17 protein-coding genes are annotated in these 20495 nt (G+C 38.7%); 6 read left to right on the plus strand and 11 right to left on the minus strand.

Annotated features, from left to right (window positions below; genetic code table 11):
- Nucleotides 1–306, minus strand: a 306-nt coding sequence (locus AC220I_RS07215) for an ArsR/SmtB family transcription factor (protein WP_486723137.1), incomplete at its 3' end; no start/stop codon positions are given.
- A gap of 320 nt (nucleotides 307–626) precedes the next feature.
- Nucleotides 627–2792, minus strand: a complete 2166-nt coding sequence (locus AC220I_RS07220; protein WP_486723138.1) for a M3 family oligoendopeptidase — start codon at nucleotides 2790–2792, stop codon at nucleotides 627–629.
- A gap of 121 nt (nucleotides 2793–2913) precedes the next feature.
- Between AC220I_RS07220 and AC220I_RS07225 the strand changes: the two genes are divergently transcribed.
- Entirely contained in the window at nucleotides 2914–3285 is a 372-nt protein-coding gene (locus AC220I_RS07225) for a phage holin family protein (protein WP_486723139.1), read from the plus strand.
- A gap of 163 nt (nucleotides 3286–3448) precedes the next feature.
- Here AC220I_RS07225 and AC220I_RS07230 read toward each other — a convergent pair whose 3' ends face one another.
- From AC220I_RS07230 to acpP, 9 genes are all read right to left on the minus strand, one after another.
- Entirely contained in the window at nucleotides 3449–3907 is a 459-nt protein-coding gene (locus AC220I_RS07230; protein WP_486723140.1) for a MarR family winged helix-turn-helix transcriptional regulator, read from the minus strand.
- 118 nt (nucleotides 3908–4025) lie between these two features.
- The gene (locus AC220I_RS07235; RefSeq protein WP_486723141.1) at nucleotides 4026–5306 is read right to left on the minus strand and encodes a glutamate-5-semialdehyde dehydrogenase; all 1281 of its coding nucleotides are present in this window, start codon (nucleotides 5304–5306) and stop codon (nucleotides 4026–4028) included.
- A gap of 26 nt (nucleotides 5307–5332) precedes the next feature.
- Nucleotides 5333–6124 (minus strand): glutamate 5-kinase, encoded by a 792-nt coding sequence (proB, locus tag AC220I_RS07240; RefSeq protein ID WP_486723142.1) that lies wholly within the window; start codon nucleotides 6122–6124, stop codon nucleotides 5333–5335.
- A 224-nt stretch (nucleotides 6125–6348) separates the two neighbouring features.
- Nucleotides 6349–6780: a 3-hydroxyacyl-ACP dehydratase FabZ gene (gene fabZ / locus AC220I_RS07245; RefSeq protein WP_486723143.1), complete on the minus strand. Its 432-nt coding sequence runs from the start codon at nucleotides 6778–6780 to the stop codon at nucleotides 6349–6351.
- Nucleotides 6781–6799: 19 nt separating this feature from the next.
- Nucleotides 6800–8038: a beta-ketoacyl-ACP synthase II gene (fabF, locus tag AC220I_RS07250; RefSeq protein WP_486723144.1), complete on the minus strand. Its 1239-nt coding sequence runs from the start codon at nucleotides 8036–8038 to the stop codon at nucleotides 6800–6802.
- A 40-nt stretch (nucleotides 8039–8078) separates the two neighbouring features.
- Nucleotides 8079–8801, minus strand: coding sequence for a 3-oxoacyl-[acyl-carrier-protein] reductase (gene fabG / locus AC220I_RS07255; protein WP_486723145.1), 723 nt, complete (start codon nucleotides 8799–8801; stop codon nucleotides 8079–8081).
- A gap of 147 nt (nucleotides 8802–8948) precedes the next feature.
- On the minus strand, nucleotides 8949–9905 hold the full coding sequence (gene fabD, locus AC220I_RS07260; RefSeq protein WP_486723146.1) for an ACP S-malonyltransferase: 957 nt from the start codon (nucleotides 9903–9905) through the stop codon (nucleotides 8949–8951).
- 15 nt (nucleotides 9906–9920) lie between these two features.
- Nucleotides 9921–10871, minus strand: a complete 951-nt coding sequence (gene fabK / locus AC220I_RS07265) for an enoyl-[acyl-carrier-protein] reductase FabK (protein ID WP_486723147.1) — start codon at nucleotides 10869–10871, stop codon at nucleotides 9921–9923.
- A gap of 115 nt (nucleotides 10872–10986) precedes the next feature.
- On the minus strand, nucleotides 10987–11208 hold the full coding sequence (gene acpP / locus AC220I_RS07270) for an acyl carrier protein (protein ID WP_486723148.1): 222 nt from the start codon (nucleotides 11206–11208) through the stop codon (nucleotides 10987–10989).
- Between the two features lie 524 nt (nucleotides 11209–11732).
- Between acpP and AC220I_RS07275 the strand changes: the two genes are divergently transcribed.
- The 5 genes from AC220I_RS07275 (at nucleotide 11733) to AC220I_RS07295 (ending at nucleotide 20465) form a co-directional block, all read left to right on the plus strand.
- Entirely contained in the window at nucleotides 11733–15164 is a 3432-nt protein-coding gene (locus AC220I_RS07275) for a pyruvate carboxylase (RefSeq protein ID WP_486723149.1), read from the plus strand.
- A gap of 149 nt (nucleotides 15165–15313) precedes the next feature.
- Nucleotides 15314–17320, plus strand: coding sequence for a transporter substrate-binding domain-containing protein (locus tag AC220I_RS07280; RefSeq protein WP_486723150.1), 2007 nt, complete (start codon nucleotides 15314–15316; stop codon nucleotides 17318–17320).
- Nucleotides 17313–18689: a sigma-54-dependent transcriptional regulator gene (locus tag AC220I_RS07285; protein WP_486723151.1), complete on the plus strand. Its 1377-nt coding sequence runs from the start codon at nucleotides 17313–17315 to the stop codon at nucleotides 18687–18689. The genes AC220I_RS07280 and AC220I_RS07285 overlap by 8 nt, the downstream gene beginning before the upstream one ends.
- 211 nt (nucleotides 18690–18900) lie before the next feature.
- Nucleotides 18901–19941 (plus strand): TAXI family TRAP transporter solute-binding subunit, encoded by a 1041-nt coding sequence (locus AC220I_RS07290; RefSeq protein WP_486723152.1) that lies wholly within the window; start codon nucleotides 18901–18903, stop codon nucleotides 19939–19941.
- A gap of 2 nt (nucleotides 19942–19943) precedes the next feature.
- On the plus strand, nucleotides 19944–20465 hold the full coding sequence (locus AC220I_RS07295) for a DUF1850 domain-containing protein (RefSeq protein ID WP_486723153.1): 522 nt from the start codon (nucleotides 19944–19946) through the stop codon (nucleotides 20463–20465).
- Nucleotides 20466–20495 lie beyond the last annotated feature (30 nt).

The raw sequence follows: 20495 nt of genomic DNA on the forward strand, positions 1-20495 counted from the left end.
ATCATCGTCTAATGAATAATAAACAACTTTGCCATCTTTTCTATTCTTGACCAATCCAGCCTGTTTAAGGACGCGTAATTGGTGTGAAATAGCGGATTGTGTCATATCAAGCGCTACAGATATATCACAGACGCAAAGTTCCGAAATGGTGAGGAGGTGTAGAATTTTTACACGAGTGGCATCACCAAATACTTTAAAAATATCTGCAACAGCAATTGCCATATCATTTTTTATCATACCTTCGACACCTTTTGCAACAGCTTCTTCATGGATAATATTACATTTACAAAAATCTTGAGTCGTCATAATGATTTTTAATCCTTTCTGCTAATAATAATGTCATATAGCGCCATCAAAATGGCGTCTTATGAACATATGAACAACTATTCATATATAGTTTAACGCTTGCTCATAAAAAAATCAATCTTTTTTTATTAATTTATTATGCCAAGCAGGAGGAAGCTTATGTCACTATGCCTCTAAATCATTATACTGACGCCATTTAAGATTAAACATTTCTCATCACAGCTTTCGGCTCAAATTTTGTTGTATATAATAAAAAAACGTCACCTTTAAAAAGGTGACGTTTGTAAAAACAAAAAGGGTAATTTAGCCAGCGCATGCGTTTAATATCTATCGTCAAATGAATCTAGCCTACTTATGGCATACTGGGATTCTTCCTCAAGCCTCTTAAGCTTTTTGGACTTTGAGACATATAATAAAGTGATTAACAAGGCGTAGATAAATAGGATGATTAATAGGACAAGGATGGCAATACCAATCATAAAGTCTATATTGGAATCGTCTTCAACAAATTCACTAGGGATATCTCCTAGAATGCCACCAGATGTTTCAGAACCATAGTACTGACTATAGGCATCTTGAATCTCCTCAGCAGTATATAGGTATTTAAGTGACGGATGGTTTTTATAGTAGTCAAGTGAATCCAGAGATTGATCCATCTCACTGAGTAAATCACCGAAGTGAGAGAATAGACTACCATAAAAATCTGGACTGTATAAATCGATATCCAGTGATAACATCTGTTCAGTAGGGGACAGGGAGGCACCACTCTTTAAAAACTCAAGATATTTTTGCTGATAGCTGTCACCTTCAGTCAAAAGATGGTCCTTGATAGCTGTTGAAGCAGCAAGGCTCATGGCATACGAATATACGTAAAATGTCTGGTAGAGGTGTGGAATTTGCATCCACTGATATTGGTATGAATCATCCATGACAAGGCTTTGGCCGTAATAATCTTTAGAGGTTTCGATCCAAAGATTGTTTAAGCCTTCAAGTGAAAGAGGATTTCCCATTTCAGCCTCATCATAAACGCGCATTTCGAAATCCGCTAAAATGGTTTGCATGAAAAAGGTCTCGTAATAGAGCTCAATTTCTTTCTCAAGATAAAATAACTTTAACTCCTGACCTTCAGCCTTATTTTTTAAGGATTCTAGTAATAGAAGCTCATTTAGTGTCGAAGTAGCCTCTGAAGGAAAAGAGCCCACATTCGTATCAAAGTAATTTTGATTCTCTGAGGTATAAATTTGGTGCATTGCATGGCCAAGCTCATGAGCCAGTGTGGATTCACTTGAAAAATCATCGGTAAAATTTAAGAGGACAAAAGTAGGCGTATTGTATGCCCCCCAGGTATATTGAGAACTTGTCTTATATTCGTCAGGATAAACGTCGATGGAACCGCTTTTAAGGAAGGTGTCTAATTGATCAACATAACTAGGTCCAAGCGGTGCGAGAGCGATTTCAACTTCTACAATGCTATCCTCAAAATTCGTATCCATGTTGAATGCTGTTGCATAGGGCAAGTGAAGGTCTGAAGTGTGGAGGACATCGTAGCCTAAAGATTTTTGCTTGATGCCATTGAATTGCTGAATGAGTTTTGCCTGTGCCCTTGTGGCCTTTATGAGATTCCTATATTGGTCAGGTTCTATGATGCCAGAAGTTGCAAACTCGAGAACAGAATCATATCCACGTGATTTTGCTAGGAATATATTTTTTTGAACTTCTGCAATATAGACAGAGGCAATGGTATTGGCATGCATGCTATAGGGCTTCATATAGGCATCGTTAGCCTTAATGCGGTCTTCAAGTTGATCGCTATAGAAGTAGATGGTATCAATGTCAAAGTTAAAGGCTTGTGTCTTACCCAAAGGGTTTAAAAAAACATCGTAATGAACGTCTGAAATTGTGAGTTGGTCATAAATTTCACTTGGCATTTCTGATAATTCAGTTGAAAGGGCTAAAATATTTTCTGCATCCTCAGAGAGTATATATGGTCTAGCGCTTATTAGGCCTATAAAATACGACTTATAAGCTTTGAGTTCGGGTGCGTCTGAAAAATTGGCGAGTTCTTCGTCCGTAAAGGACAAGAGTTCAGGTTTCAGAAAAGAAGTAGCCTCTTCTAAATTTGCATAGGCGTCCAGTGCTGCGGCTGCGTACTCCTGGTAAGTTGAGTTGGCCGTATCGGTATCTTGTAGCATGGATGCATACACATATAAACGATCACTCAGGATACTGGCTTCTGTGTAATTTGTAAAAAAATCTAAAAGTATATTTTGATTTGTCAGCTTGCCCTTGTATTGCTCGAGTTCAGGTATTAAAACGCGATTGAGTCTTTGTATGCTTCTATTAAATGCAGCTTCATCTGTAAAAATTTTAGTCAAATCCCACTGTGTAGGAAATTCCTGTGCAAATGAAAAGGTGTTGACGAACAGAAGGCATACGAGAAGAAGCACTGCTGTCTTTTTGCTATAAGGGTGCAAGTGTTTGTACATAATTTCCTCCGCTTATATATTGTGTTATAATTATGGCATGGACTACATAATTCATGATGTTGATTATACCAACAAGTTGTGACTAATGGGTGTCCAATTCATAAAAATAGGTGAGGCATACATGAAAAAATTACTTTCAAAATGGATTATTGCATCTGTTGCCATTTATCTTGCAGGGCAAATGGTTGCAGGGTTTGAGGTTTCCGGATGGCAAGCTGCTTTTGGTGCAGCGGTGGTATTTGGTTTACTCAATTATTCTATTAAACCCCTGCTAGGCATCTTGACATTCCCAGTGACCTTGATTACCTTCGGTTTGTTTCTCTTTGTGATAAACGGCATTGTCGTCTACATATTGGGATTGCTTCTAAAATCTGTACAAGTTGAAGGTTTGTGGCAAGCTATTTTAGCGTCTGTCGTCATTTCGATTTCAACCATGGTTCTAAATACGATTTTTGGTGTGAAGGACAGTCATAAGAAATCTAAAGGCAAATAATAAGTCAAGCTGAACATAATGAAGCAAGAGCTTCATGTCAAAGATAAAAGTGACGCTTTTTATTTAATAGGGATCAATTTCTAAAAAAACCTCTAATGATGTTTGTCATTAGAGGTTTTTGATCATTAAGTATAAACAACATAATGATGGTTGAGGTATTACACTAATTGCTTTTGTTTAATAGTGTATCTGATAGTGCCGAGTTGAGATTTGAAAAAGACTCATCTAATCTGTCTAGGTCATTTGTGTCAAGATCCTCAAGTTGATGAAACATTTCGTTTGAGAAACGATCAAGAGTAGTCTCTACAATCGCTTTTCCTTTTTCGCTTAATGAGATGTAATAGATACGCTTATCAAGTGCATCAATCTCTTTTGTAAAATAGCCCTCATTAATTGCTGTTTTGATATAACGACTACAGTTAGGTAGTGAGATATCTAGAAGTTCTGAAACTTCTGAAATCATTAATTTTTTATGTCTATATACGGTTTGAAGCATTTTAAATTCTAGCTTGCTTACGTCTTGGTGCTTGTTTTTCTTAAAGCTAGACTGGATAACTTCTTCGTAAATATCATTAAAAATAATGACTTGTTTAAGTATGCTGTTAATCTTGTTATCCTTCATATAATCACTCCTTAAATAGATTATAGATTTTTAAAGGCCTAATTGCAAGTGATGTTTATTAAAAATAATAATTTTGATAAAACAATAACAATTTAAAAACTAATGGCTTTTAAGACACTTAATCTCTGGTTTGCCCTTGACCGTAAATGACGTATTTTATAGTGGTTAAAGCTTCGAGTCCCATTGGGCCTCTCGCATGTAATTTTTGTGTACTAATGCCGATTTCAGCACCAAAACCAAATTGATTACCATCTGTAAAGCGAGTGGATGCATTTACATAAACGGCAGCAGAATCCACATGATTTAAAAAGTACTCAGAATGGTCATAGTTTTTGGTTAAAATGGCTTCTGAATGGTGGGTACTATAGAGTTCAATGTGCTCGATAGCCTCTTTTATATCTGCAACGGCTTTAATGGCGAGTTTGAAATCCAAATACTCGCTTTCCCAATCTGTTTCATCTGCAAGTGTAATATTGTCACTTAATTTGTTGTAGTTTTGAAGGTACTGATGGCATTTTTCGCACACTGCCATCTTTACATTCTCGTGCTCCAAGGCTTCCACAAGGGCAACAAGGTGGGTGGTAAAATTTTTCTCATGCATGAGTACTGTTTCCACAGCATTACATGCGCCAGGCTTTTGAATTTTTGCATTGAGGATAATCTCAATGGCATTGTCCACTGGATAATGATGGTCTACATAGATGTGACAATTTCCAGTGCCAGTTTCTATAACTGGCACCTTGGCATGCTCAAGGACAAAGTTGATGAGGCCTGCACCACCTCTAGGAATGACGCAATCGAGTGATTTTAAGCCGAGGAACAATTTAATGAGCTCACGATCAGAGCTAGGGATTAATTGGACACATGAGATTGGCAAAGACTGCGTCTTAAGCGCTTCTTGAATAGCCTCAATTAGCACGACGTTTGTGTTAACAGCCTCTTTTCCGCCTTTAAGGATAACGGCATTCCCCGTTTTTAAACAGAGTGTCGCAGCGTCTACAGTGACGTTAGGTCTTGATTCGTAAATGATACCAATAACGCCAAGTGGCACGCGTTTTGCGCCAATATTGAGTCCGGCATCATTGACCCACATTTTATCAACAGAGCCAACAGGATCTTTTAAAGCAACTGTTTGGTTGATTCCTTTTATCATATCCTGGATACGGCCTGAATCGAGCTTTAAACGGTCAAGCATGGCTTCAGATGTACCTGCATCTCTTGCGTTTTTCATATCGATTTCATTTGCCGCTAATATTTGAGCTTCAAATTGGATGAGTTGTTGACCAATTGCCAGCAACAATCTGTTTTTGGCACTTGAACTCATTGTTCGAAGTCTTACTGACGCTTCTTTTGCTTCAAAACCCATTTGTTTAAGCATTTTGTGATAATCCTTTACCATAAAAGTCCTCCATAAATTTCATCTGATTATTTTCCAAAATTAAAAAAGGTACCAAGTTTTTCGCCATCTAAAACGCGATTGAGTATATGATCGACTTGACTATTCACTATAATGAGATTGATATCTGCTGAAGCGAGTAGACGTGCTGCATTGAATTTTGTAATCATGCCACCTGTGCCAACAGATGAGTTTGAATCACTGGCATCTATGGCATCAAGTGTCTCTAGGTTGTTGATTTCATATATTTGAACAGCATCTTTGTACTGTCTAGGATCTTTATCATAAACGCCGTTGATGTCTGATAAAATGATTAAGCATTGAAATGAAATCATCTTACAAACTTCTGCGGACAAGGTGTCGTTATCACCGACTTTTATTTCATCTATGGCAACCACGTCGTTCTCGTTGATGATGGGAATGATGTTGTGGCTTATTAGGGCATTTAAGGCATTTGTACAGTGGTCTCGTCTTGATTCTTCATACATATCCTCTTTGGTTAAGAGAACCTGTGCCACTGTTATGCCGTATTCTGAGAAAAATTTCTCATACATGTGCATGAGTGTACTTTGACCGACTGCGGCCGCTGCTTGCTTCTCGGGGATCGATTTGGGGCGCTCGCTCAAATGCATCTTGCCCATGCCTGCTGCAATGGCACCAGAAGAGACAACGATGACCTTTTTACCACTATTGTGGATATTGGCAATTTGTCTGACTAAGGATTCCATCTTCCATAAGTCAATCAGTCCACTTTCGTGGGTGAGTGAGGAAGAGCCGATCTTAATCACAATTTCATTTTGATTGGTGACGATTTGACGCATATTTGACCCCCTAAAATTAAAAAAATGTCGAAAATGTAACAATTGTATCGCCGAATTATATCAAAAAAAAGACCTTTAGTAAACCCCTATACTAAAAAACGCACAAAAATTGAATTTTGAATACTTACAGACTTTATGACCATGACTATTTTAGCTTGTAAGTAGAAAAAAGTTCCCTAAAACGGGAACTTTTTTGTTCATCAAACGATAAAATATTGTGGGTATTAACCAATCATAAACGAGAGTTCAGCTTCGCAAGCAACTTTGCCGTCAACTTTAGCCACGGCCTTACCTACACCGAAGTTGGCTCTAGATTTAATGATCTCTATTTCAAGAGATAAAGTATCGCCAGGGATTACCTTTCTCCTGAATTTACAATTGTTGATGCCTGCAAAATATGCGATTTTGCCAAGGTTCTCCTCTTTTTTGAGAAGAACAACTGCACCGACCTGCGCAAGTGCCTCTACAATAAGCACACCTGGCATAACATGTTCTTGTGGAAAGTGGCCTTGGAAGAAATACTCATTTACTGTGACGTTCTTAATGCCAACAGCTCGTGTGCCTTCTTCAAGCTCAACGATTTTATCCACGAGAATAAAGGGATAACGATGTGGAATGATTTCTTGTATCTGATTGCTATTAAAAATAGTTTCCATTGAATACTCCTAACAAGCTTTAGCCTTTGAATTTTCCGAAGATTAACGACGCATTATGACCACCAAATCCAAGTGAGTTTGTAAGTGCAAAGTTAACTTCTTGGTTTCTACCAACGTTTGGTACATAGTCAAGGTCACATAACTCATCTGCTTCTGTGAAGTTGATTGTTGGCGGTACGAAGTTGTCCATGATAGATTGGATACAAACGATTGACTCAATCGCACCTGCGGCACCAAGTAAATGACCTGTCATTGATTTTGTAGATGAAACAGGGATTTTATATGCATAATCGCCAAATGCAGTTTTGATTGCTGCAGTTTCAAAGATATCGTTATAAGGTGTACTTGTACCATGAGCATTGATATAACCAACTTCTTCTGGTTTAATACCAGCATCTTTTAAGGCCATTTTCATGGCTCTTGCACCACCTTCACCGCCTGGAGCAGGTGTAGTGATATGGTGAGAATCGCTTGTTGAGCCATAACCTACGAGTTCTGCGTAGATTGTAGCACCTCTTTTTTGAGCGTGTTCTAAAGTTTCAAGAACGAGCATAGCAGCACCTTCAGCCATTACAAAACCGCTTCTATCCTTGTCGAAAGGAATTGATGCTCTCATAGGATCATGTGATTCGTTTAGTGCTGTCATCGCTTGGAAACCACCGATGCCAAGTGCTGAGATAGAAGCTTCAGAGCCACCTGCGATGATGACATCATGATAACCACATCTTAAGTCTTTTAAAGCTTCACCAATTGCACTTGCACTTGAAGCACAAGCTGTATTGTAAGTAAGGCATGAACCCTTAACACCAAGTTCGATGGATACGTTACCAGCAGCCATGTTAGAAATTGACATTGGGATAAAGAATGGCGACATTCTATCAGCGCCCTTGCTGATTAATTTATCGCAGTTTTCTTCTATTGTAATAAGACCACCAATACCAGAACCAAGGTAAACGCCCACAGATTGTGCATTGTCATCGTTGATTGTTAAGTTTGCATCTTCAACAGCGAGTTTAGAAGCCGCAATTGCAAAGTGGGTAAAACGATCCATACGCTTAGCGTCTTTTTTGTTGATATAATCCGTTACCACAAAATCTTTAATTTCGCCGGCACATTTAACTTTAAAGTTCTCAGTATCAAATGACTCGATAAAGCTTATGCCACATTTGCCTGCTTTGATATTTTCTAAAAATGTTTTCTTTCCAGTGCCGATAGGTGATACGACACCCATTCCTGTTACAACAACTCTATTGCTCATATTATACTTCCTCCATCCAATAAATAATTTATATTGTTACCTATATTGCCATACCGCCATCAACTTTAATGACTTGGCCTGTAATATAATTTGCTTTGTCTGATGCTAAAAATACCACAACATTAGCGATATCTTCAGGTTGTCCGAATTTGCCAAGTGGAATATTAGAAAGGGATGCTTGTTTAGCATCTTCACTGATGGCATCGGTCATCTTCGTCTCAATAAAACCAGGTGCAATTGCATTTACTGTAATACTTCTAGAAGCAAGCTCTCTTGCAATTGACTTAGTAAAGCCGATAACGCCCGCTTTTGAAGCTGCATAGTTTGCTTGACCAATGTTTCCAGTGATGCCAACAACAGATGCGATGTTGATGATTTTTCCGAATTTTTGCTTGAGCATAATTCTAGAAACGTGCTTTGTACAGTTAAAGGTTCCCTTGAGGTTGATGTTTTGAACGGCATCAAAATCTTCCTCGCTCATTCTGAGAATGAGATTGTCTTTTGTAATACCTGCATTGTTCACAAGGAGATCAATTTGACCAAATGCTGATTTTGCAGTGTTAATGATGTTTTCAGCTTCATCAAAATTACTGACATCACCCTGAACCAAAACGGTTTCTGTTTTAAGTGTACTCGCTAATTCTTCAAGTTCTTCACGGCTTTTTCTGTAGTTGAGCACTAGGTTGTATCCTTCTTCAGCAAGAGCGATTGCGATAGCTCTCCCGATACCTCTACTAGCACCTGTTACGATTGCAACTTTCATCTAGACACCTCATCTTTATCTCTTTTAAGTTATGATTAACCAGTTGACTGTTTTTTGACTGTTTAACATTTTGACTGTTTTACATTAGAATTGCTAAGAAATAGTCTTTCCAAAATGAAAAGACTATCAAGTATTGAAATTGAATTTTTAGATGGCTCTTTCGATAAAGGCTTCATTGAAGTAAGCTACTGCTTTTTCCAATGATTCTAAGTCATAAATTGAAATAACTTTGATGCTTTTATCAATCTTGCCGATAAATGCAGATAGGGCATTACCAGGACCAAATTCTACGATTGTATCGATGCCAATTGCCTTCATTGATTCAATACACTCAATCCATCTTACTGAGCTTGTAACTTGCTTGGCAAGTGTGTCTTTGATCAAGGACTCAGAAGATACGATTCTACCATCTACATTTGAGATTACTGGAACATTCATTTCTGAAATATTGATGTTTTCAAGCTCTACGGCTAAGTTTTCCTGAGCTTTGATGAGCATTGAAGTGTGGAATGGTGCACTAACAGGAAGGGGTAAAACGCGTTTTGCACCCTTTTCTTTAGCGATTTCACCTGCAAATTCCAATGCTTTTAAATCACCACCGATTACAATTTGTTTAGGAGAGTTGTAGTTACAAACTTCAACGATTCCGTGAACGCTTGCAAGCTCTGCAACTTCTTCTGTTTCTTCAGGAGATAGGCCAACAATTGCACTCATACCACCTACACCGAAAGGAACAGCTTCCTGCATGAAAGCGCCTCTCTTTTTAACCAATTGAACAGCTTCGTCAAAAGCAAGTGATCCAGAGCAAACATGAGCACTGTATTCACCTAAACTCAAACCCGCTACAGCACTTGGTGTAATATCAATTTTCGACTCAAAGGCCTTAAGCATAGCGATTGATGTTGTTAAGATTGCTGGCTGGGTGATTTCAGTTTTGTTGAGGTCCTCTTGTGGACCGTTAAAGCAAAGTGATTTTAAATCATATCCTAAAGCGAGGTTAGCTTGGTCGTAGATAACACGACTTACTTCAAAAGCCTCGAAGAACTCTTTTCCCATGCCTTCTTTTTGCGCGCCTTGACCTGCAAACACATAACCAATTTTCATAACATACCATCCTTCCTACTTATTAGCGACCATTTTAAAGTTTCTGAGAATAACGGTTTCGCATTCGTTAAAAATTTCTTTGATAATTTCTGATGATGAAGCTTCTTTTTTTATAAGACCTGCGACTTGACCTGCCATAACTGAGCCAAATTGAATATCGCCATCTACAGCTGCCTTTCTAAGAGCACCTGCACCAAGCGCATCGATTTCTTCTGGTGCGGCATTGTTTTTTTCAAGTTCAGAATATTGACGATATAGTTTGTTCTTTAAGATTCGAACAGGGTGACCTGTTGAACGGCCTGATACAACTGACGAAGTGTCTTTTGCATCTAGGACCATGCCTTTGTATGCTGAATGAACATTGCACTCATGTGCTACCAGGAATCGTGTACCAACTTGGATGCCTTCAGCGCCGAGCATAAATGCAGCTGCTGCGCCTCTTCCATCTGCAATCCCACCTGCTGCAACAACAGGAATTTTAACAGCATCAATGACTTGAGGGACAAGTGCCATGGTTGTGAGTTCGCCGATATGACCACCCGCTTCCATGCCTTCTGCGATTAAGGCGTCAACACCAAGTGATTCCATCCTTCTTGCAAGGGCAACTGATGCCACCACAGGGATTACCTTGATATTAGCTGCCTTTAAACGTTCGATGTATTTGCCTGGACTACCTGCACCTGTAATGACGATTGGCACTTTCTTTTCAATTGCCAAATCGATGATATCGTCTGCAAAAGGGCTAAGGAGCATGACGTTAAGTGCATATGGTTTATTTGTAAGGCTTTTGATTTTATTGATTTGCGTTTCAACGATGTGCTTTTCAGCATTACCGCCTGCTATAACCCCAAGGCCACCTGCGTTGGAAACGGCTGCGGCTAAGTCGGCATCTGAAATCCATGCCATACCACCTTGTATGATAGGGTATTCAATATTAAGTAATTCGCAGATGTTTGTTTTAAACATGTTGCCTCCTTGAAGACGTTAAAAGTTTATAAAAAGTTTATTTGTTTCTTCTATGAAGAAAATCCTAGGCAAAAGCCGAGGATTTTCTGAAAGGTCATTATAATAATGATCGTTTTTATTTGCTAATGTAGTTAACGATATCGCCAACAGTTTTGATGTTTACTGCATCATTTTCATCAACTTTAACTTCGAAAGCGTCTTCGATTGACATGATTAAATCTACCATATCTAATGAGTCAGCACCTAAGTCTTCTCTGATGTTGCTTTCCATTGTCACTTCTTCTACATCTAAATCTAATTCCTCAACTAAAATATCTCTTACTTTTTCAAAACTCATTTTTATGTTCCTCCTAAAATTTAATTCATATTATTATTTCATCATTATTCCGAATATAAGTGGCGATTTGGTCGCCGGAAATCATTTGACAATCAAAGTATATGTTACTTGAAGAATAGAATCAAGGCATTTTATAAATTGTTTATAATTAAGCATAAATTGTTAATAAAGAAAAATGAGGCGTTTTACTGACATCTTTTTAAGAGCGGAATTTATCCATAATAAGGGGTAAAAAGATACAAGTCAATATAATAGAAGAAAGAAGGGTATGGGGAAAAGTTAATTTATGAAATTATACTGAATATGCGCATAATTATGCAGTTAACTGATTTAATAAATTTAAGTTGACCGCCATTTGCGGACTATAAAAATCGAATTTGATAAAGTAAAAACAAAAAAAACTTTAAAAAGTTGTGTGTGGTGAAGAAAAATGCATTAAGTTTGATGAAATTATACAAAATGGGTTGTATTTTTATGTGAAGCCTGATATATTGGTATGAATTAAATGTGAGGAGGGCTCAGACGTGAAGAAATTTAAACGTGTATTGGTAGCCAACAGAGGTGAAATTGCGATTCGCGTCTTCAGGGCTTGCCATGAACTTGGTATAAGAACCGTGGCTGTCTATTCAAAAGAGGACCAGAATTCGCTTTTCAGAACAAAAGCAGACGAATCTTATCTCATTGGTAAAAACAAGGGACCAATTGAGGCTTATTTGGATATAGACGAAATCGTTAAACTCGCCATAAAAAAAGGCGTGGATGCCATTCATCCAGGCTATGGCTTCTTATCTGAAAATCCTGATTTTGCGAAAAAGTGTCAGGAAGCGGGTATTGAGTTTATAGGACCAACACCTGATATGATGATTTCGGTTGGGGATAAAATCAAATCAAAGATCGTGGCGACTGCCGCAAACGTGCCAATCATTCCAGGTGTTGAAAGACCAATTGCAAATGATCAAGAAGCTAAGGAATTTGCCGCAAAAGCAGGTTACCCTATCATGCTTAAAGCAGCCGCAGGCGGCGGTGGTAGAGGCATGAGAATTGTAAGAGATGAAAAGCATCTTTTGAAGGAGTTCCATTCTGCAAGCTCTGAGGCATTAAAAGCATTTGGCAATAATGATATATTTATAGAAAAATATTTGGAAGCACCTAAACATATAGAAGTCCAAATCTTAGGTGATAAGCATGGTAATATCGTCCACCTTTTTGAGAGAGATTGCTCTATTCAAAGAAGACATCAAAAAGTAATCGAGTTCACACCTGCACTCTGCCTTACAGAGGCACAGAGAAATGCAATTTGTGAAGATGCCATTAAAATCGCTAAAGCGGTTAATTATAGAGGTGCTGGAACTTGCGAGTTCTTAGTGGATCAAAATGGCGATCATTATTTCATAGAGATGAATCCTAGAATTCAAGTGGAGCATACTGTAACTGAGATGGTTACTGGTATTGACCTTGTTCAGGCTCAAATTCTCGTGGCTGAAGGCTATGCACTGGATTCAAAAGAAATCAACATTCAAGGTCAAGAAGCCGTTAAAGTCAATGGTTACTCGATTCAGTGCCGTGTGACAACGGAAGATCCAAAGCATGACTTCATGCCAGATACAGGAAAGATTGATGTGTATCGTACTGGATCAGGTTTTGGTGTGAGACTTGATGGGGGTAACGGTTTTACTGGTGCGGTGATTTCACCTTACTATGACAGCTTGCTGGTAAAGTGTACAACCTGGTCAAGAAGCTTTGAAGACGCCATCAGAAAGTCAGTAAGGGCAATCAAGGAAATAAAAATCAGTGGCGTTAAAACCAATACTGACTTTTTAATCAATGTACTCAATCATGAAACCTTCCACAAGGGCTTATGTGATACGAATTTTATTGCGGACAACAAGTCCTTAATGGATTTTAAATCTAAAACAGATAAAGAGCTACGCGTTCTCAATTATATTGGGGAGAAAGTAGTCAATGAAACAAAGGGTAGAAAACAAGAATTTGACGTGCCTCATGTACCAAGCATAGAAGGCATGGCATGGGGATTTGGCACCAAGCAAATTTTAGATCAAAAAGGCGCTAAAGGCGTTGTGGACTGGATTAGAAGTCAAAACAGACTTCTGCTTACAGATACTACCATGAGAGATGCCCACCAATCCTTGATGGCAACACGCGTTAGAACTGTGGACATGACAAAGATTGCAAAGGCAACGGCAGTATTAGCACCAGAACTCTTCTCACTTGAAATGTGGGGCGGTGCAACTTTCGATGTGGCTTACCGATTCTTAAAGGAAAATCCATGGGATCGATTGGATGGCATCAGAGAAAGAGTCCCAAATCTATTGCTTCAAATGCTGATTAGAGGTTCGAATGGCGTGGGCTATAAAAACTATCCTGACAATGTCATCAAGTCTTTAATTGATGAAGCAGCGCTTAGGGGCATAGATGTCTTTAGAATTTTTGACTCACTTAACTGGCTGGAAGGCATGAAGGTTTCTATGGATCAAGTGCTCCAAACGGGTAAAATCGCAGAAGGTACCCTTTGCTATACTGGTGATATCTTAGATGAAACCAGAGACAAGTACAGTCTTGAATACTATGTGAAGTCCGCTAAGGAAATTGAAAAAATGGGCGCACATATCCTTGGCATCAAAGACATGTCTGCGCTACTTAAGCCATATGCAGCTAAGAAGCTCATTACGGCACTCAAAAATGAGATTTCTATTCCGATTCATCTGCACACGCATGATACAACTGGAAATGGTGTTGCAACCTTACTCATGGCTGCAGAAGCTGGTGTGGACATCGTGGATACGGCATTTAACAGCATGTCGGGGCTCACAAGTCAACCGGCACTTAATAGCATCGTGGCGGCGCTCTCAAATTCTACAAGAGATACTGGCCTTAAACTGGATCATATCCAGCAAATATCGGACTACTGGGCAAATGTTAGACCGGTTTATCAGAAGTTTGAATCAGACCTTAAAACATCAAGTGCTGAGATTTATAAATATGAAATTCCTGGTGGTCAATACTCAAACTTAAAGCCACAGGTGGATAGCTTTGGGTTGACGCATAAGTTTGGCGAAGTCAAAGAAATGTATAAAACCGTCAATGATATGTTTGGCGATATCATCAAGGTAACACCATCTTCAAAAGCAGTTGGCGACATGGCAATCTTCATGGTTCAAAATGACCTCACTGCAGACAATATCCTTGAGAAGGGTAAGGATTTGGCCTTCCCTGACTCTGTGGTTTCATATTTCTCAGGTTATATGGGCCAGCCCCAGGGCGGATTCCCAGAACCCCTACAGAAGATTGTTCTTAAAAATCAAGAGGCCATTACTTGTAGACCAGGCGATTTATTGCCACCAGAAGATTTTGGTGCAATAGACGCACATTTGAGAAACCAGTATAAAATTAAACCGAGCAAGTCAGATATTATCAGCTACGCGCTTTATCCAAAAGTTGTGGATGAATATTACACTTACCTGGAAAAGCATGGTGATTTTAGTAAAATGGGTAGTGATGTTTTCTTCCATGGTCTTGCTGAAGGTGAAACTTGTGAGGTAGAAATCGAATCTGGCAAAATACTCAATGTAAAACTGCTTGAAATTGGTAAGATTCAAGAGGATGCCACAAGAGCTGTTATTTATGAAGTTAATGGCAACCGAAGAGAAGTTTCTATAAAAGATGAGAGCTCATCATTAAGAAGTAATTTGGTTCAGACGATCTTCGCAGATGAGACCAATCCATGTGAAATTGGCAGTCCGATACCTGGTAAGGTGACAAAGATACTCGTCAATGAAGGTGATACCGTGAAAGAAAACGATGTCCTCTTTATCATCGAAGCCATGAAAATGGAAACGACCATCAGTGCCAAACAAGATGGTACTGTGGATAAGATTTTCGTCAAGCAAGATCAATTGGTTAAGTCTGGTGAGCTATTGCTAGAGGTTTGTCTATAGTTAAAGTATAAAACTGCTATCCCATATTTGAGATAGCAGTTTTTTAGTACAAAAAAACAGGGTCAACTTTACATCAACTTTGGATTAAACTATACTATAGACTAAGCTCTAGTAAAAGTATTTAATCGGAAGAAAGTCGAGTATGCATTATGATAAAAGTCCATGGAAAGCTCATTAAAAAAATATGTTCACTCTGCCTTTGCTTGGTCATTCTTATTGTGCCTTTACTAAGCGTCGCAGAAGAAGAACCAAGAGATATCATTCGAATTGGATTTGACCCAACATTACCCCCATATCAGTTTTATGAAGCGGGTGAATATAAGGGTTTTTTAATGGACTTAACGACTCGAATATTTGATGATATGGATATTAGGGTGGTCTATATCCCGCTTTCTTATCCTGAATGCCTGAAACAATTTGAATCTAATGAGATTGATATGATTTTAGGACTCCGGTATAACATAGACTTAGAGGAAAGGCTCAACTTTAGTGACAGCCTTGTAAATTCAACAATTTCAATAGTGGTTCCCAAAGCAAAGGTAGAAGAGGTTCAAAAAAGCATTGGCAAATCACCTCTTCTGATTGCCGTGGAGAGGGGTTCTGCAGAGTATGAGTATGTTAAAAACATCAAAAAGGCCAATTTTAACAATGCCTTCAATCAAGAGGCTGTGGTGGATTTGATGCTCTTGAAACGCGCTGACATGATGATCGGCGTAAGACATGTTGCAGAATATCTTCTAGAAAAAAATAAGGTGACCGATCTTTATACTTTCAACAACAGCTATGAGACGCCAATTGATTATTACTTAGCCATGAACAAAGATAAGGAAAAAATGCTAAAAACCTTTAATGAAACCTTGAAAAAGATCAAACTGGATGGTGAATACGAGGGGCTTTACAATGAATGGATAAATGATAAGACCCTCGAAAATCAAAAAAAGTTTGAAAGCTTTATGAAGATCATGGGGGTCGCTTTTGTACTTGCCCTCTTCGTCGTTTTCATATCAGCAGTCATTAGTGTACAGCTCAAAAAGCGAGTGGATGAAAAGACGGAAGAACTGAGCAAGGCTAACCAGCAACTTGAAAATAAAATTATAGAGATTGAAAATTCCAATGAACTCAAAAATCTTATTTTTGAAAGTAGCCCGCGAAGTATCGTCATATTTGATAAAAACGGTAAAATATCTGCTATGAACGTACCGGCTATGACGCTTTGCAACCTTGATGAAATGCCTGTAGGTCAAGCTATTTTTAATTTATTTCCCCTGAATGTGATGATTGAAAATGGCATAGAACGCGTTTTAAAATTAGGGGAGTCTTACTCGGAAAAAGAGTTCGAAGTTGTTTTTCAGGACATAAAAAACTATTATAGATACGTAATCTATCCCTTGATGAATCTAAGCGGTGGTATCATAACCATAGAGGATATCACTGAAGAGAAGCTTTTAAAAGAGCAAGTCATCGAAAAGGAAAAAAACCGAGTTTTATTGAGAATGATATCTGGTATTGCACATGAAATCAGAAATCCATTGACTTCAATTAAAACCTATGTTGAGTTACTCCCTAGAAAGAAAGACAATGAAGCCTTTCAAAATCAGATATCAAGGGTCGTACCAAATGAAGTTGAACGCGTTAATAAGCTCATCGAGAACTTAATAGACTACGTCAAACCAAAACAAAAAAATATAGAAACATTTGATGTCCTCTCGCTTGTGGAATCCTGTGCCATCTTGTTTTTACCCACACTTAATGAAAATCAAATTGAACTCAAGATACAAGTTGATGAAGGGCTCAGCATGAAGGCCGATAAAGACCAAATCAAGCAGGTTTTAATCAACCTGATTTTAAATGCCATAGACGCCATTGTTGAATCTAGGGCACAGCAGTTAAACATGACCTACACCATATTAATTGAGGCGCATAGGGAAGGCGAGACTGTCAAGCTCTGCGTGTCGGATAATGGTATTGGCATGACAGGGGATGAAGTGACGTTGATCTTTGAACTTTTTTATACGACAAAGGTCAAGGGAAGCGGTATTGGCATGCCTTTAACCAAGCAAATGATAGAAGACAATGGTGGTACAATAACAATTCAGAGTCAGAAATTTGTAGGGACTCAGATTGATTTGAGTTTTAGGGGGGAATTTTATGCATAAGAGAATATTGATCATAGATGATGAGGTAGATATTTGTTCTTCACTTGCTTTTGCACTAGAGGATTTATATGAGGTTAAAACCACGGTATCACCACAAAAGGGACTTGAGTATCTGGTAAAGGAGAACTTCAATTTAGTCTTGCTGGATCTCAGAATTGGCAACGTGGATGGCATTGATATCCTAGAGGAAATTAAGAATATTGATAAGACCATTCAGGTCATCATCATGACGGCGTTTGGAACGATTGTCTCCTCAGTGGATGCCATAAAAAAAGGGGCATTCACCTACTTGACCAAACCGCTCGACCTTAAGGTTTTGTATAAGGCGATAGAACAGGCCCTTGAAGCGCAAATGCATCAACAGATGGTTGACTTTCAATATGATCAAGGCGCAGAACACACCTATCATGGGATTATCGGCAAGAGTGGTGCCATGAAAGCGGTATTTAGCTACATTGAGAAATTGAAAGATGTTGATACCAGTGTTGTGATTAATGGTGAAAGTGGCACAGGCAAAGAACTTGTGGCGCGCGCAATTCATTTCGCTGGAAAAAGAAAAGCACATAAGTTTGTTGAGATTAATTGTGCCGCAATCCCAGAGGGACTCTTAGAGGAAGAACTCTTTGGTCATGTGAAGGGGACCTTTACAGGGGCGGTATCAGATAAAATTGGGAAGTTTGAATATGCAAATGGTGGAACCATATTTTTAGATGAAATAGGTGACATGCCATTTCAATTACAGGCGAAACTCTTAAGAGTCCTTCAGCAGAAAGAATATACGCCACTTGGAAGCAATGACCCCATCAAAATCAATGTAAGGGTTTTAGCGGCGACAAACCAAAACCTTAAAAAAATGGTTGAAGAGGGCAAGTTCAGAAGTGACCTCTACTTTAGATTAAATGTGATTGAAATACAGTTGCCCCCTCTGCGTGAGAGAACTCAGGATATTCCCTTATTAATGCAACACTTCATCAAGACTTATAACGAGGGGATGGGGAAAGTCGTAATTGGGGTTTCACAAAAGGCAGAATCACTCTTACTCAACTATGATTATCCGGGAAATGTAAGAGAACTTGCCAACATCATAGAGTGTGCGGTCTTGCTTTCAAAATCTGAAATCATTGAAATTGAAAATCTGCCTGTTGAGGTTAGAGACCAGAAATTGATTTCAAGTGAAATGCTTGATCTTGCAATGGGTATTCAAATTGGAACCAAGAACCTTGTGGGACTTACACTTCAAGAAGCGGAAAAGGAATTGATTAGTGCGGCTTTAATGTTGAATAAGGGTCACAAAAAGGCAACTGCAACCATGCTGGGTATTAGTGAAAGAGGACTTCGAAACAAAATTCAGGATTATGGCCTTAATTGACATCATTGAAGAAGGGTTTATGAATAACGGCAAAAATTGCCTCTCGGCAAAAATTGCCGTTTTTTTTGATGAAGCAATGGACGGTATAAAAATATAAAATTCATGCCCTGTGGGCTTTTCAGCCCCTTGTGGCCTTATAGAGGCAAATATTAATACTTGGCATCAACCTTGCGTAATAGTATGGTAACTAAATTTTATGGGGAGGATTTCCATGTTAAAGAGCAAAATAGCAAAATTAGGTGTTCTTATTTTAACGGGGGCGTTAGTTTTGACTGCATGTGCGAGTAAGCCAGCAGTAGAAACAGCACCACAAACAGGTGCGGAAACGACAACTGAAACACAAGAGGCGACAGAGACTTCACTTGACAGAAGCAAGTACTTTATCACTGTGGCAACAGGCCCAACCAGTGGTCTCTATTACCCAATTGGTGGTGCTTTCTCAAGTGTCTTCCAAAACAAACTCGGTTATAAATCATCAGCACAGTCAACAGGTGCATCTGTTGAGAATATCAACTTGATCTTAACAGGTGGTGCTGAAATGGCCATAACAATGTCAGATTCAGTTGCACAAGCTTACGACGCTTTTGGCGCATTTGAGGGGAAAGAGCCAGCAAGTGATTTAAGAGCCTTAATGTCGCTTTATCCAAACTATGTTCAACTCGTTACAACAGACAAAAGTGGCATCACAAAGTTTGAAGATTTAAAAGGTAAGCGTGTTGGCGTTGGTGCACCTAACTCAGGTGTTGAACTCAATGCACGCATGATGTACGAAGCACATGGTATGACCTATGAAGATAGTTCTGTTGACTATTTAAATTATGGTGAAGCCATTGATCAAATGAAAAACAATCAAGTAGACGCTGTATTTGTAACCAGTGGCATTCCAAATGCAACGGTAATGGAGCTTGGAACTGCAGCTAAAATTGTTATTATTCCTATCGAAGGTGAAGGCCTTAAAAACTTAATTGCAAAGTATCCATTCTTCGTTGAATCTACAATTCCAGCTGATGTTTACGGCACTGACTCAGAGGTGACAACTGCCACTGTAAGAAACATAATGCTCGTCAGCAAGGACTTGCCAGACGAAGTGGTTTATGACTTAACCAAAGGCATCTTTGAGAACATTAATGACATCAAAGCGTCTCACGCAACAGCAGAAAAGAACATCTCTTTAGAGAATGCTCATCTTGGCGTTGGTATTCCATTCCACCCAGGTGCAATCAAATACTATGAAGAGCAAGGAATTAAATAGATATGAATCAAAAGGATATGAAGGAGAAGCCTGTGTGGGCTTCTCCAATTATTAAAAAGGGTAGCCTCATAGGCATTATTATATTGGTTTTATTTATTTGGAATCATCAAACGCTAACACTGGTAATTTCGCATCAAGAGACAGGCGAGGTTTATTTTGAGATGCCTGTGAATGAAGGTGATTTGCTGACCTATGAATGGATTCACTCTTTTGAACATATTCCTTGGTTTGAAGATTTTAGGATTAAAGGAGCGTCAAACCTCCTTCTTCAAGAAATAAGAGTCGCTGGATTTGGCGCTGGCATCCCTGAGAATAAAGGGCATGTAAGTGTTAAAGACGGCATGGTGGTCATGACAGAAATAGATGAATTTTATGATCACATTCAATGGCTAAATTCGCATACGGCACTACAATATATCGCAATTAATAATAGTGAGATTATTAGAGGCACCCAAATGCCTCATCATGAACCTATAGAACTGAAGATTGAAAGGAGGTTTCAACTATGGCGAAAGCCTCGTTAAATAAAGATAAAGCATTAAGCGCAGAAGTAG

Source organism: Fusibacter sp. (genome assembly GCF_057447755.1).